This window comes from Lewinellaceae bacterium, assembly GCA_020636105.1.
GTDB lineage: Bacteria > Bacteroidota > Bacteroidia > Chitinophagales > Saprospiraceae > BCD1.
Window position 1 is genome coordinate 1,448,326 of record JACJYL010000001.1, and the last position, 14,149, is coordinate 1,462,474.

The window sequence follows — 14,149 nt, forward strand, 5'->3', positions numbered from 1 at the left end:
TGCCTGCTGGCTGAGGCAGGAAAAATAAACCTTGATTCGCATCTGGTATAAAGGTCAATTCATCCAATCAGGCACCACGGAAATATCGATTCCAAGAATAAGTTGCCCCAGAACCAGGAATACGGTGGTGACCAATATGATCCCGAGCACATTAAACCAAATACCTGCCATCATCATCTTCCTGATAGGGACATAACCCGAACCAAAAACGATAGCTTGTGTCGGGGAAGCGATGGGCATCATAAAAGCACAACTGGCTGAAAGCGTAGCGGGTATCATCAATATCCTCGGATCGATCTGCAGGGAAACGGCGGCTTCCCCTAAAACGGGCAGAATGAGGTTGGTCATGGCTGTATTGGAAGTTATTTCGGTCAGAAAAGTGAGAATGGTATTGATGAAAGCCACGGCCACTATCGGAGAAGAGACATTCAAGGTGGAGAAAGCTGCTCCGACCACATCGTTTAAGCCTGATTGCTCAAAACCAAATGCCATGGCAAACCCTCCGCCAAACAACAGCAAAATACCCCAGGGCACTTTTTCCGTCATTCGCCATTCCAGCAAGTATTGGCCTTCCCTGTCTTTGGAAGGAATCATAAACAAGATGGATGCCATCAAAATGGCCACCCCGGCATCACCAAGGCCTTCCACGCCCAATAAAGAACGCCACCCGTGAAGGGTAAAAGATTCAAACTTAATATCAGACCCAGTCATCCATAACAGCGCCGTAACGGCGAAGATCAATCCGGCAAATATTTCATCCCGCCTCAAGCCCCCCAGGGCAACCAGCTGGTCATTAATGGCCTCGCTGCCGCCAAAGGTATTTTTTTCCCTGACAGGAAAAATAACCTTCACCAGCAACCACCATCCCGACGCCATAAAAACAATAGATATGGGCAAACCCATCAACATCCAATCAATAAAACTCACCTCAGGCGCTTTCGGGAACATTTCATGGAACATTTCTATAAAAACCAGGTTGGGAGGCGTCCCTACTATAGTGGCCATCCCCCCTATATCGGCAGCATAGGCCATCCCAAGCATAACACCCAGACCGAAATTCTGAAGATTTTTTCCTTCTAATCCGTGTGCCTCTGCCTGGTTTAAAACAGACAATCCCACCGGCAGCATTACCATAACTGAAGCTGTATTGGAGATCCACATACTCAAAAATCCTGTGGCGATCATAAATCCTAAAACGATCCTGGCAGGTTTAGTACCTATTTTGTGAACTATATGCAAGGCGATTCGTTTATGAATACCGGACTTTTGCAAGCCCAGGGCCAGGAGAAACCCTCCCAGGAAAAGGAATACGATAGACCTGGCATAATAAGGCGAAACCTCATTGATCGAAGCGACTCCGATCAGCGGCAGGAAAAATAACGGAATGAGAGAAGTCACGGGAATGGGAATAGCCTCTGTGATCCATAAAACGGCCATTAAGGTGATCATGGAAGCGGTAAGCTTAGCCTGATTCGAGCCTTCACCAGGCATCAGAAAATAAACGAGTAGGGAAATTAATCCGGCAATCAATAGCTGGAAGTAGGTATTATTAAAATATCTTTTCATTTTATTTCCAAGTTGGTTAGGACAAATTTTCGTCTTTAAACTAGTCAAGCTTAAGATAGGCCAAATTCCTGTTTTTTTATTATCTTGCCTGAAAGAAAAACTAAAAAGTCATGAATTCAACCTACCCAAAGATAAAAAATTACATAGGGGGCCATTTTGTAGATGATGATCAGCCTACGCTGGACGTAATCAATCCACGTGACGGTCGAACCATCACTACCGTTCCATTGTCGGAAGCAGACAGCGTGGATAAGGCGGTTGCCGCCGCAAAAAAGGCTTTCCCGGGATGGTCAGCCCTGACCTTGCGGGAGCGCGTGCAGGTATTTTACAAATTCAGGACCCTTCTGGAAGAAAATATCGACGGCCTGAGTCGCCTGGTGGTGGAAGAAAACGGGAAAATTTATGATGAGGCCAAAGCGGAGGTGCTAAAAGGTATCGAATTGTGTGAATTTGCCTGTTCCCTGCCCCAATTAATCAACGATGAGATACAGGAAGTCAGCCAGGGAGTGGAGTGCAGAACCTCCCATGTGCCTTTAGGGATAGTGGCTTCCATAACCCCTTTCAACTTTCCTCACATGGTTCCCTTATGGACCCTTCCTAATGCCCTTGCTCTCGGCAATTGCATGATCATGAAACCTTCCGAAATGGTGCCGTTAAGCACTATTCGCATTGCCGAATTGCTCAAAGAAGCCGGTCTTCCGGATGGGGTATTCAATATTGTCAACGGAGACAGGATCATCGTCGAAGCCATCTGTGATCACCCGGGAATCGAAGCGGTATCCTTTGTCGGTTCCACCCGGGTTGCCAAAATCGTTTACGCCAGAGCAACCTCCCACCTCAAGCGGTGCCTTGCCCTGGGAGGAGCTAAAAATCACCTGATCGTGCTGCCCGACGCCCATACCGATATGGCCGCCACTAATATCGCTGCCTCCATGTCGGGTTGTGCCGGTCAACGGTGCATGGCAGCCTCTGCAATGGTTGCCGTAGGCAAAGTGGACCACATCATCCAGCGTCTGTGCGAAGAGGCACGAAAGATCGTCCCGGGAGAAAACCTGGGAAGTGTCATTTCCCGTGAAGCCAAAGAACGCATTGAGCGTTACATCGACGAGGCCGAAGCGGCAGGGGCGAAAGTGTTGGTGGACGGCAGAAATGCTACCGTCCCCGGACTGGAAGGCGGATACTACGTCGCCCCAACAGTAATTGATTTTGTACGACCCGATATGAAAATTGCCAAAGAAGAAGTTTTCGGCCCTGTGCTGGCCATTATGCGCACCGATAATGTGGATGAAGCCATCGCTATTGAAAACAGTTCTCCCTATGGCAACGCCTCTTCTGTTTTTACCCAAAACGGCAGCATGGCCCGTTACGTCATGGACAGGGTCAGTGCCGGCATGACTGGCGTGAATATCGGTGTTCCTGTACCCAGGGAACCATTCTCCTTCGGCGGATGGAACGAATCGCGCTTCGGGGTCGGGGACATCACAGGAAAAAGCTCTATTAATTTCTGGACCAAGTTAAAAAAGACCACCACCAAATGGAACCCGGAAGACTGGAAAGACTGGACATCATAGGCCTTTAAAAGCTAAAAGACTAAAGATTAAAGGCTAAAGTGAACAACACCGACCAGGCGGCACGGGATTTTACCGCGCTCAACTTAACATGAACCCTTTAAACTACTTGAACAACTGAAAAGAAAACGATTAACACCATCCATGAAGGATTATTTTTTAGTGCATGCCATGAAAAAGAAAAAACAGACGCCTTCCAGATCCTTTTAAGAATGGGAAAAAAATAAAGAAACATGGAAAAACAAACCGAAGCGGAAGCCATTCTGCAAAACAATCTCGATTACACCTTTTTTTCCTGGACCAAACAAGCAGGGCTCAACCCCATTAATGTTGAAAGGGCAAAGGGCGTATATCTTTATGACCGTAGCGGAAAACGATACATTGATTTTTCCTCACAATTAATCAATGTGAATATCGGGCACGGCAGACACGAAGTGACAGAAGCCGTGGTCAAACAGATGCAGCAACTGAGTTATGTCGCGCCAGGTTTTGCGACAAAAGTCAGGGGCGATCTCGGGAAAAAACTGGCGGAGATCACTCCGGGCAACCTTTCCAAAACCTTTTTTACCCTGGGAGGGGCTGAAGCCATTGAAAATGCCATCAAACTGGCGCGATTATACACCGGCCGTCATAAGATCATCACTCAATACAGGGCTTATCACGGGGCTACTTACAGCGCCATGTCTGCAGGAGGGGATCCCAGGAAATTACTCGTCGACAGCCAGCAGGTACCCAACATCATTCATGTTGAAAATCCTTATTCCTACCGGTGCCCATGGTATTCTTCCAGCCCTGCAGAGTGCGGAGAGCGAGCCATTGAAAACCTGCATAATGTCCTAAAATACGAAGGCCCCGAAAACGTGGCAGCCATTTTGATGGAAGGCGAATCAGGCACTTCGGGCTGCATTAAATACCCTCCTTTTTATTTAAAAAAGGTGAAAGCCCTTTGCGAACAATACGGAATCCTTTTTATTTCCGACGAGGTGATGAGCGGCTTCGGGCGAACAGGCAAATGGTTTGGCGTGGATCATCATGAAATCACCCCGGATATCCTCGTCATGGCAAAAGGCCTGACTTCCGGTTATCTGCCCCTGGGCGGGATCATTACCACGGATACCATCGCCCGTCAATACGATGAAAACTATCTGCCATTGGGCCTGACCTATTCAGCGCATCCTGTTTCCGTGGCTGCCGCATTGGCAGTACTCGACATTTATGAAAAAGAAGATCTCATCAATCGGACCGCCCGAATGGAGGGATATGTAAACCAAAGTGTGGCGAAGCTCATAGAAAAACACCCTTCCATTGGAGACTGGCGCAATACCGGATTGCTCGGCTGTATGGAACTGGTCAAAAACAGGAAAACCAAAGAGCCTATGGCTCCTTACAACGCCACTCCTTCAGAGATGGGCGCCATGAGTAAGGTGGCAGCGAAGATAAGATCCCTGGGAATGTTTACTTTTGTGAGGTGGAACTTCATTTTCGTATGCCCGCCACTGACGGTTACGGAAGCCGAGGTGGACGAAGGGATGGCGATTTTGAGCGAAGCCATTGCTCTGGCGGATGAGGCTGTAATGCTATGATGCTAAAATGCTGCGATGATTTGATCCTAAAATACTGCAATGTTGCGATCCTAAAATGCTGGAATGATTTGATGCTGCGATACTGCAATGATTTGATGCTATAATGTTGCGATGCTGATACCCGGCAATAAACAACGAGCCAACCAGTATCAAGTAACCAGCAACAAGTATCAAGTAAGCAGTAACCAGCAACAAGTATCAAGTATCAAGTATCAAGTAACCAGCAACCAGCAACAAGTATCAAGTAACCAGCAACCAGTATCGAGCAACAAGAAACAAGCAAACCCACTTTGACATGAAAGAAGAAATCATCAACCTGACGCAGGATGTCTCCTCGTCGCCGCTTTATAATGAAGATTTTGCCCCTATTCCGAAAGAAAAACGGACCTGGGGGCTTTGGGATATGACGGCTATCTGGATCGGGATGGCGGTGTGCATTCCCACCTACCTGCTGGCTTCCTATATGATGAAAGCAGGGTTAAGCTGGGTGGAGGCCCTGGTGATCATCATTTTAGGCAATTTCATCATCACCATCCCTATGGTACTCAACGGCCACGCGGGGGTGAAGTACGGGATACCTTTTCCCGTGATCGGGCGTGCCGCTTTTGGCATACGGGGTGTTCATATTGCCTCGGTGGTAAGGGGCATTGTAGCCTGTGGATGGTTTGGAATACAAACCTGGATCGGTGGACTGGCCATCTATGCCATCTGGAACGCGATGACAGGTGCAGAAGCTTCCAACGGCCTCGACATCGGAAAATTCATTGGTTTTGGGGTGTTTTGGCTCATTAATGTGTATTTCATTGTAAAAGGCACGGAAAGTATCAAAAAGCTGGAGAAATATTCGGCCCCCATATTGATCGGCATCGGGATTTTGCTCATCGTTTGGGGTACGGTTCAGGCGGGTGGATTTACCACCGTGCTAAAACAGAGCAAACAACTGGGCATACCTACTGCCGAATTATTCAAAACGGAAAATGGGTTGTTTCTGAGACTCAATCCATTGAAAGATAAAGAAGGAAATATTAAGGCTAAATTCTGTCGGCTGACCGTTCCGCTGACCGATAGCAAATCCTATCAAACGCCATGGATCCCCACCAGCGGCAATATCACAAACATTCCCGTCAAAAATTTAAATAAGGACACTGACCTGGAAGGATTGTCCTCCGGTATCGAAAAGCTGCAGGTAGAATTCAGGGCACCGGACGGGGACCGTTTTTTTACCTCCTCCCTGGTGACCGTACCACTGGCAAAACAGGAGCAAAAAGGATTTGGATCAAAGCTATTTACCTACCTTTTGTGGCTCACGGCTATGGTCGGATTCTGGGCCACGATGGCTATAAGCATTGCCGACATCACCCGGTACACCGCCACACAAAAAAACCAGGTTCGCGGACAATTCCTCGGGCTTCCCGGCACGATGGCCTTGTATTCCTTTGTCGGAATTTTCGTTACCTGTGCAGCTCTGATCAATTTCGGAGATGTCCTGATTGCTGATGATGCCCCCTGGGATCCCGTTTCCCTTTTGGGAAAATTTCAAAGTCCGGCCGTGGTCATCATCGCCCAAATATTTATGCTCATCGCTACCTTGAGTACCAATATTGCAGCCAATGTTATCGCACCTGCAAACGCCTTTTCGAACTTAGCTCCCAAACGAATCAGTTTTACCCGTGGCGGTATTATCACTGCCCTCATCGGGATCATTATTTGTCCGTGGTTATTGTTGGATGAGATCAGCAGTTTACTACTGTTTGTCAGCAGTTTCCTGGGGCCCGTACTGGGAATTTTGATCTGTGATTATTTTTCTGTCCGCAGGAAAAAGATGAACCTGGATCAGCTATTCACCGTAGGAGGCATTTACAGTTATAAAAAGACAGGATTCAATACGGCGGCAATGGTGGCCCTGGCCGCCGGGGTCTTTACGGCCTTGCTCGGATTATGGGTCCCCCCTCTGGACTTCCTGTATACCCTGTCCTGGTTTACAGGGTTTGGGGTGTCGTATTTTGTTTATTATTTGATGATGAAGGGGCGGAAAGTTGCTGTTTAAGAATGAACACAGTCCTCATCCGGGATATCTGAAGAATGAGGACTGTATTTTTTAATGCATTATGTTTTTGTCTGCTTGGCCAGCATTTCTTCGTAATGTTTATAGGTCATAACCCCTTTGCGGGTATATTCTTCGGCCTCTTCTTTTTTATTGAGTTTCTCATAGACATCCGCCAGCTGAATGTACAGCATTGAACGTCTTTTTAAGCTCAGGGGACTGTTTGAGGTGGTGTAAGTCAACCCCGTATCATAAATTTCGACAGCCTTTTTATATTTTTTCAAGCCGGCATAACTGTCTCCGAGATTTCTGTACAATTGGGCGATTGTAGCAGATCCTTCTTCATTGTTCCCAAGAGCACTTTTGATGGCCTCTGCCTTATTCAACCACAATAAAGCTTCTTCATAACCTTCCCTGGATTCTTTTTCATTAAGGCAATTCCCCAGGTTGTTGTATGCCGCTAATAAACCTTTTCTTTCTTTTGATAAATCAAAGTATTCAATGGCTTTGTGGTAAGACTGGATGGCCTTATCCTGTAATTCCTGCTGGTGCTGGATCTCTGCGATCTCGAAATAAGCCCAGGCAATATTCTTGTTATCTTCCGCGGCTTCGGAAACTTTCAAGGAAACATTTGCAAATCCCATAGCTTCATTCAACTTGTCGCCTCCGGCTTTGAGGTCAAGCACCCGCTGGCGAACCATTTCCGCAACTTTGGGGAAGTCTTCTTTTTTGTAACTGTTCAGGTATTTTCTGAAACTGGAAAAATCATTCAGGTTGCTTAATAAAAGTTCTTCGACATCTTCCTTGGTGGAAGGAGCCCCCCCGTCAATCCAGGTGGCATATACTTCCGCCAACTGCCAGTTGAGGCCCTGGTATTTTCGGGGCAGGTACTGGACGTATCTCAAAAAACTTCTGATATCAGAAACCTCCGAAACCTTCATGGCCTGGAAAAGATCCATCCCGGCGAACCGGCCGCTAACCACCTTCGGCGACTCCATCCCTTGCCTGACCATTTCTTCTGCCACGAATTTTGCTTCTTTCAGCATGGCTTCCATTATGGCGTTTTCTTTACTGGGACTGTCATGCTGCAAAATGTCGTCCAGAGTATAAAAAGGTTGCCCGTTTAGAATGTCGAACAGGTAAATATCATTTTTAACCAGATCATAAAAAACACCACGGTAACCTTCCGCAGCCACCTTTACAGGCAACGCGACGACACCTTCCAATTGCTGAAAAATCCGCCGGCCATCGGAGGAGGAGCTCAACCTGATGGAGAGTCCTGAAGTCCCCTGGTCAATTGAATTGACAGAAGCCGTTCCATGGGATTGAAAGGGTTCGGTCACAAATTCGGAATACAACGGATAAACAGGTCCTTCGGCAAAAGTCTCCGGAACGAGGCTCCCGTGGGAAAAATACCCCTGGTAAGGTTCTGAGGCCTCTTCACTGAAAAAAAATCGGAAAAAAAACGTATCCGTCCTGGTTTCATACGGATAACGTTGGGCACTGACATCGGAAAAAATAAGGAGCAATGTCAACACAGGAAAAAATTTTCTCATGGTATTATTAAGCACTTGTTATGATTTTAGCGTTTTAACCAATACAATATTTAAGCAACCTCAAGGGGGGACCAGAGGGGGGAAGGCTTAATGCGGATTTTGGAAAAACGTAGAATAGTTCCCGATCTTTGGAGATGAATTATTTTCTTCTATGCAAGTGTTTAAGCATAGGTTTTGCTGATGGATAAAAATAGAACAAAACCTATATAGGGTGTTTATCCTGTTAACGTTATTTTGTAAAAAATGTTTCTTTTTCCTGTAAAATGATATAAATAATAACCTTTTAAGTCCCAAAAATCACCTTTTTCGGCTACTCCGGACGCGCTTGATGATCCTGTAAATAAGGAAAATCAAAACCATACCAATTAACAGGGGAATTCCATAAATGGCTAAAAAAAAAATCATCCCGACGAACCAGTTACCGGCTTCGGAAATGTCAAAAGGGGAACCAAACTGAACAGGCGCTCCCACTGCAACTTCACTTTCCATTTTCGAAAAGGACTCAATATTTTTAAAAAGGTTCTCGCTGTGGGCAATCACTTGTTCAAAATCAAAACCATCCACCCGATGTCCATAAGTGATGACCAGGTTGTCTTCATGATCAGGGGCCAGGTCGCTAAAATCCCATGCGAGATATGCCCCATCTTCAACTTCATGGAAAATGGAAGCCGGGGAGACTCCCATGATATCCTTTTGGGTCAACCCGTCCATCAATTGCACCCGAATGTGGCCTGCTCCAATGGGAGGCTTCCAGCTCGCTCCGGTCTCAAGCACGTAAATAAAGCCATTGAATGATTCTTTGCTGTATCCTTTACTTACGGTCGAATCATTCGTGTTGACTATAAAAAAAACTTCAATAACCGTTTCACCGGGTTTATAGGTAGTTGTCCAGATATACCATTGGGCATTTTCATCGTAGTCCATCGATTGAATCCCTGGGTTGTTCCCCTGGAATTCCACTTGCTGAAAAGGCATATTGGTTCCATCCACCGAGACTTTTAGCTGGTACAATTTGTCAAAGAAAATTTCAGCCAGGTCTGAGGCATTTTTTGTTGAACTATAAAAAGCGTTTATGGGATACCCGGTTTTCATAGTGATCTCCTCCCCCGTACCATTGAACATCTGGTAAGTGCCCTTAATCACGGCAAATCCAGGATACAACTGAATACAAACCTGTTCATGCCTCATCTGAACCTTTCCGTACGCTGTGCTGTCTTCAGGAAAAAGCAGGGTAAATCCTGCGGCACCTCCTGCGGTTCGAATGCCGGGTTGGGCAGCATTGGGCCTGAGGGAGACAGCAAAGGCCAGCAGAAACAGACTAATAATGGTGATTTTTTTAATCATCTTTGTAGTTTTGCCCGGCAATTGTTTCTAATTTTTCCATCACCGATTTGCCAAAAAGCGTTTTATACATCTCCATGTTTTGAGGTTCAAAATCGATGAACTTCCATGAATCGTACCCTGGCTTTTTTACGGCCAGAATCGTTTTATGCGGCGCTACCAAAATGGCACTTTTTTCTTTGTCAAGGCTTACCTCCGTTTCTCCATATTGACTTTTAAAACTCGTCTCCATAAATTGTAAAAAAGAATCAAAATCTGCCGGATCCTGATATTCAGACCGTTGAAAACCAAACTCCATGATAAATTCGTAATCCACCAGGGCATAGGAGCTTTCCTCTGATTGTAGGGCATTCTGGATTTCCTGCATTTTCATATCCCTGAATCTAACCTTAAAATTCGCATTATCAACCAACTCTTCCATTTGGGATTTGAGGAACTCACGAGAAAACATCTCGACAAATTCCGGAATCAGCATATTGATCAGGCTGTCCATCTGATTCTTTTCGTTGTATTGAAAATATTGGCTCACATCTTTCCTGATTTCCTCCTCATTAAATTCCTGGGCGGAAAGGGAGTTAGATGAAAAGACCACAATGGTCAAAAACAATAATATTCGCTTCATAAAAGATTTTTTTCAAAAGTATAAAATTTTGGTGGTTTATGAAAAATCCAGCGCAGCTAATCTATATTTTCAACCATTTCAAACAGGCGAATCCACCATAAAAAAAGGGGAAGAACATGACTGCTTTTCCCCTTCAAAAAAATTATTTTTTTCCTAAAACAGATATACTATAAATCCCGATGCCCGAAGTTTTGTATTTTTCGAAGCCTTCCGGGGTGAGGTAATTTTTGAGAATTTCATCCGGCAGGTTGATTTCTTTTTCTTTTTGAACTTCCACATGATTGAAGCCCGCCTGGTTGATGATGTCAAGGTATTCCTGCTGCTGTACTGCCCCGGCCACGCAACCTGCATACATTTCGGCATCGTTTTTCAACCCGTCAGGCAACTCGCCTCGTAATACCACATCCGAAATACTGAAATGTCCGCCGGGTTTCAGAATTCGATGGGTTTCTCTGAACGCCTGTAATTTATCGGGGACGAGGTTGAATACACAATTGCTCACCACCACATCAGCCGTATTATCTTCCAAAGGAATGTTTTCCAGCTCACCCAGGATAAATTCTACATTGTCAAAACCCACTTTAGCTGCATTCGCTCTCGCTTTTTCAATCATGGTTTCCGTCATATCAATGCCGATGATCCTTCCTGTTGCTCCCGCTTCCGCACGTGCAATGAAACAGTCATTTCCGGCCCCGCTTCCCAGGTCAACAACCGTATCGCCTGCTTTAATTTTAGCATATTGAGTAGGTAAACCACATCCGAGGCCAAGGTCCGCATCTTCATTGTAACCTTGCAATTGGGTGTAATCATCCGAAAATATGGTATAATCCATGGTCTCCGGGCCACAACAGGTAGACCCACAGCAGGAACTTTCGTTCTCTACCTTCGTTTGGGTGGCAATAGCACCATATTTTTCCTTTACCAGGTCTTTGATCTCCTTTGCATTTTTCATGTTTGAATCATTTATTTAATCGTAAAATTACGATCAATTTGGTTAAAAAAATAGTTTTACTTCTGTTTTACTACTTTCAGCAGCAACTTTTGATTTTTGTAAAAAACTTAGTCAGCATGCCAAGCCCTTCGTTCCAGGCTTTTTCATCCATGCAATAACACACCCGGGTTCCTTCGATGGAGCCTTTTATGATGCCGGCTTTTTTGAGTTCTTTAAGATGTTGGGAAACGGTGGATTGCGAAAGCGGCAGCTCTTCCACCAAATCCCCACAAACACAAGCATTCACCTTCAGTAAGTGCTGAATGATAGCGATCCGTGCGGGGTGGCCAAATGCTTTGGCAAATTCTGCCAGCTTATTTTGTTCGGAAGTAAATTTCTCATTTTTGGAAAGTCCCATAATTATTATTTAATCGCAATATTACGATTAATATAATTCTGATGCAAATTTTGTTCATCAAAATTTTGCAATTGCCCAAAAAAACGTCATTTTGGGGGAACCATTTTTTCAATACAGTTGATTTCAGTCTCCCGACCCTGTCGCGGGATATCGATTCACTCCATTTAAACTTTCGATATATGTCGATCTTAATAAAAAACGGAACCATTATCACAGCGGCTTCATCATTCCAGGCCGATGTTTACATCTCAGGGGAAACCATTTCCGCTATTGGTTATAATCTTCCGCTCCAGGCGGACGAAACCATCGATGCAACAGGAAAACTGGTTTTCCCGGGGGGGATTGATCCGCATGTTCATCTGGACATGCCGTTCATGGGCACTTTTTCGAGTGACAATTACGAAACGGGTACCCTGGCTGCCTTGCACGGCGGCACCACCATGGTCATCGATTTCATCCTGCAGACCCAGGGGAAATCATTGCACCACGCCCTGGAACAATGGCAGGGACGGTCAAACGGCAATGCCTATGGTGATTATTCATTCCACATGGCCGTCACTGACTTTAATGAAGATACCCAAAAGGAAATTGTTCAGATGATCGAAACGGAAGGAATTACTTCTTTCAAAACCTTTATGGCTTACAAAGGAGCTTTGATGATCGATGACGGGCAAATGATAGGATTGATGAAGGAAGTCAATAAACATGGCGGCATGGTCACCGTCCACGCCACCAACGGGGATATGATCGATGCCCTGATTGCCAAAAACAGGAAAGAAGGTAACCTGTCTCCTTTGTATCATTATCTTTCCCAGCCGGAAGTTACAGAATCGGAAGCCTCGGGCCGTTTTTGTGATATGGCCGAATACACGGATGTTCCGGCCTATATTGTCCACCTGACGTGCGAAGGCGCCCTGAATGCCGTTCGCGATGCTTCTAAAAGAAATCAAAAGGTCTTTGTGGAAACCTGTATTCAATATCTTCTGCTGGACGCCTCCCTTTATGAAAAAGATTTTGAGGGAGCCAAATGGGTCATGAGTCCCCCACTCCGCCAAAAAAAGGACCAGGAAACCCTTTGGGCGGGATTGAACCAGGGTCTTGTTCAGGTGGTTGGGACGGATCATTGCCCTTTCAAATGGGAGCAAAAACTGATGGGAAAAGATGATTTTTCAAAAATACCCAATGGACACCCGGCTATTGAACATAGAATGGAACTTTTATATTCGGAAGGCGTTGCGAAAGGAAGGATCAGCCCAACTAAATACGTCGAAGTAACGGCTACTAATCCTGCCAAAATTTTCGGCATGTATCCCAAAAAAGGATGCATTGCCATTGGCTCGGATGCAGATATTGTCATTTTTGATCCCAATAAAAAGCATACCTTATCTGTGGATACCCACCACATGAACGTCGATTATTCCGGCTACGAAGGGTGGGAAGTGACCGGAAAGGTAGAAACCGTTATCTTGCGGGGGAAAACTGCCATTGATAAAGGCGTCGTGAAAATAAATAAAGGATACGGGGAGTTTGTGAAAAGGAATAAAGTTTCGAAGATTATTTAATTTGTTGCTGGTTTCTCGTTGCTGGTTTCTCGTTTTTTCCCAGCAACAAGCAACAAGCAACAAGCAACAAGCAAATTATGGCACGAACAATTAAATCCGGATTAATCCAGATGAGCCTTCCTCTGACAGAAGGCGAAGGAACTATTGAAGAAATTAAAGAGGCGATGCTGCAAAAGCACCTCCCTTATATAGAAGAAGCCGGTAAACAAGGGGTACAGATCCTTTGCTTACAGGAAATTTTCAATACCCCTTATTTCTGTCCGGGCCAGGATCCGAAGTGGTATGCTTCTGCAGAATCCATCCCTGGTCCAACCACTGACCTGATGGCCGAATACGCCAAAAAATACAATATGGTGATCATCGTTCCCATTTACGAAAGGGAACAGGCTGGTGTGTTGTACAATACGGCAGCGGTGATCGATGCAGACGGCACTTTATTAGGAAAATATCGTAAGAATCATATTCCCCACACTTCAGGGTTTTATGAAAAATTCTTTTTCAAACCCGGCAACCTGGGCTATCCTGTTTTTAAAACCAGGTATGCTACTATTGGTGTTTATATCTGTTATGACCGCCATTTTCCAGACGGCGCCAGGATCCTGGGGTTGAACGGGGCAGAGATCGTTTACAATCCGTCGGCGACTACCACAGGATTATCGCAATACCTCTGGGAACTGGAACAACCTGCCCATGCTGCGGCAAACGGCTACTTCATGGGATGCATCAACCGGGTGGGAACCGAAGCCCCCTGGAACGTAGGTAAATTTTACGGCAGTTCTTATTTTGTAGATCCCCGCGGGCAGATCTTCGCCAGGGCTTCTGAAGACCAGGATGAATTGCTGGTGGCTGAATTCGACCTGGAGATGATTGATGAAGTGAGGAACATCTGGCAATTTTTCAGAGACCGCAGACCGGAAACCTATTCCAGATTAACAGACTTGTAATTTACATTAATAAC

11 protein-coding genes are annotated in these 14,149 nt (G+C 45.5%); 5 read left to right on the forward strand and 6 right to left on the reverse strand.

The window, feature by feature from the left end; all coding sequences use genetic code 11:
- Nucleotides 1-54: 54 nt before the first annotated feature.
- On the reverse strand, nt 55-1,566 hold the full coding sequence (locus H6571_05330) for a DASS family sodium-coupled anion symporter (GenBank protein ID MCB9323147.1): 1,512 nt from the start codon (nt 1,564-1,566) through the stop codon (nt 55-57).
- A gap of 110 nt (nt 1,567-1,676) precedes the next feature.
- On the opposite strand from H6571_05330, the gene H6571_05335 reads away from it, so the two are divergent.
- From H6571_05335 to H6571_05345, 3 genes are all read left to right on the forward strand, one after another.
- On the forward strand, nt 1,677-3,137 hold the full coding sequence (locus H6571_05335; GenBank protein MCB9323148.1) for a CoA-acylating methylmalonate-semialdehyde dehydrogenase: 1,461 nt from the start codon (nt 1,677-1,679) through the stop codon (nt 3,135-3,137).
- 230 nt (nt 3,138-3,367) lie between these two features.
- On the forward strand, nt 3,368-4,717 hold the full coding sequence (locus H6571_05340) for an aminotransferase class III-fold pyridoxal phosphate-dependent enzyme (GenBank protein ID MCB9323149.1): 1,350 nt from the start codon (nt 3,368-3,370) through the stop codon (nt 4,715-4,717).
- Between the two features lie 295 nt (nt 4,718-5,012).
- On the forward strand, nt 5,013-6,764 hold the full coding sequence (locus tag H6571_05345; protein MCB9323150.1) for an NCS1 family nucleobase:cation symporter-1: 1,752 nt from the start codon (nt 5,013-5,015) through the stop codon (nt 6,762-6,764).
- A gap of 59 nt (nt 6,765-6,823) precedes the next feature.
- On the opposite strand, the gene H6571_05350 is transcribed toward H6571_05345, so the two are convergent.
- The 5 genes from H6571_05350 to H6571_05370 all read right to left on the reverse strand — a co-directional run bounded on the left by H6571_05350 (nt 6,824) and on the right by H6571_05370 (nt 11,629).
- A complete protein-coding gene (locus H6571_05350; protein ID MCB9323151.1) occupies nt 6,824-8,317 on the reverse strand; it encodes a tetratricopeptide repeat protein in 1,494 nt (497 codons plus the stop codon).
- A gap of 297 nt (nt 8,318-8,614) precedes the next feature.
- Nucleotides 8,615-9,661, reverse strand: a complete 1,047-nt coding sequence (locus H6571_05355) for a hypothetical protein (protein ID MCB9323152.1) — start codon at nt 9,659-9,661, stop codon at nt 8,615-8,617.
- On the reverse strand, nt 9,654-10,280 hold the full coding sequence (locus H6571_05360; protein ID MCB9323153.1) for a hypothetical protein: 627 nt from the start codon (nt 10,278-10,280) through the stop codon (nt 9,654-9,656). The genes H6571_05355 and H6571_05360 overlap by 8 nt, the downstream gene beginning before the upstream one ends.
- 142 nt (nt 10,281-10,422) lie before the next feature.
- On the reverse strand, nt 10,423-11,232 hold the full coding sequence (locus tag H6571_05365; GenBank protein MCB9323154.1) for an arsenite methyltransferase: 810 nt from the start codon (nt 11,230-11,232) through the stop codon (nt 10,423-10,425).
- Between the two features lie 76 nt (nt 11,233-11,308).
- Nucleotides 11,309-11,629: a winged helix-turn-helix transcriptional regulator gene (locus H6571_05370; protein MCB9323155.1), complete on the reverse strand. Its 321-nt coding sequence runs from the start codon at nt 11,627-11,629 to the stop codon at nt 11,309-11,311.
- 179 nt (nt 11,630-11,808) lie between these two features.
- Here H6571_05370 and hydA point away from each other — a divergent pair, with 179 nt between their 5' ends.
- On the forward strand, nt 11,809-13,191 hold the full coding sequence (hydA, locus tag H6571_05375) for a dihydropyrimidinase (GenBank protein MCB9323156.1): 1,383 nt from the start codon (nt 11,809-11,811) through the stop codon (nt 13,189-13,191).
- 77 nt (nt 13,192-13,268) lie between these two features.
- The gene (locus H6571_05380; protein MCB9323157.1) at nt 13,269-14,135 is read left to right on the forward strand and encodes an acyltransferase; all 867 of its coding nucleotides are present in this window, start codon (nt 13,269-13,271) and stop codon (nt 14,133-14,135) included.
- Nucleotides 14,136-14,149 lie beyond the last annotated feature (14 nt).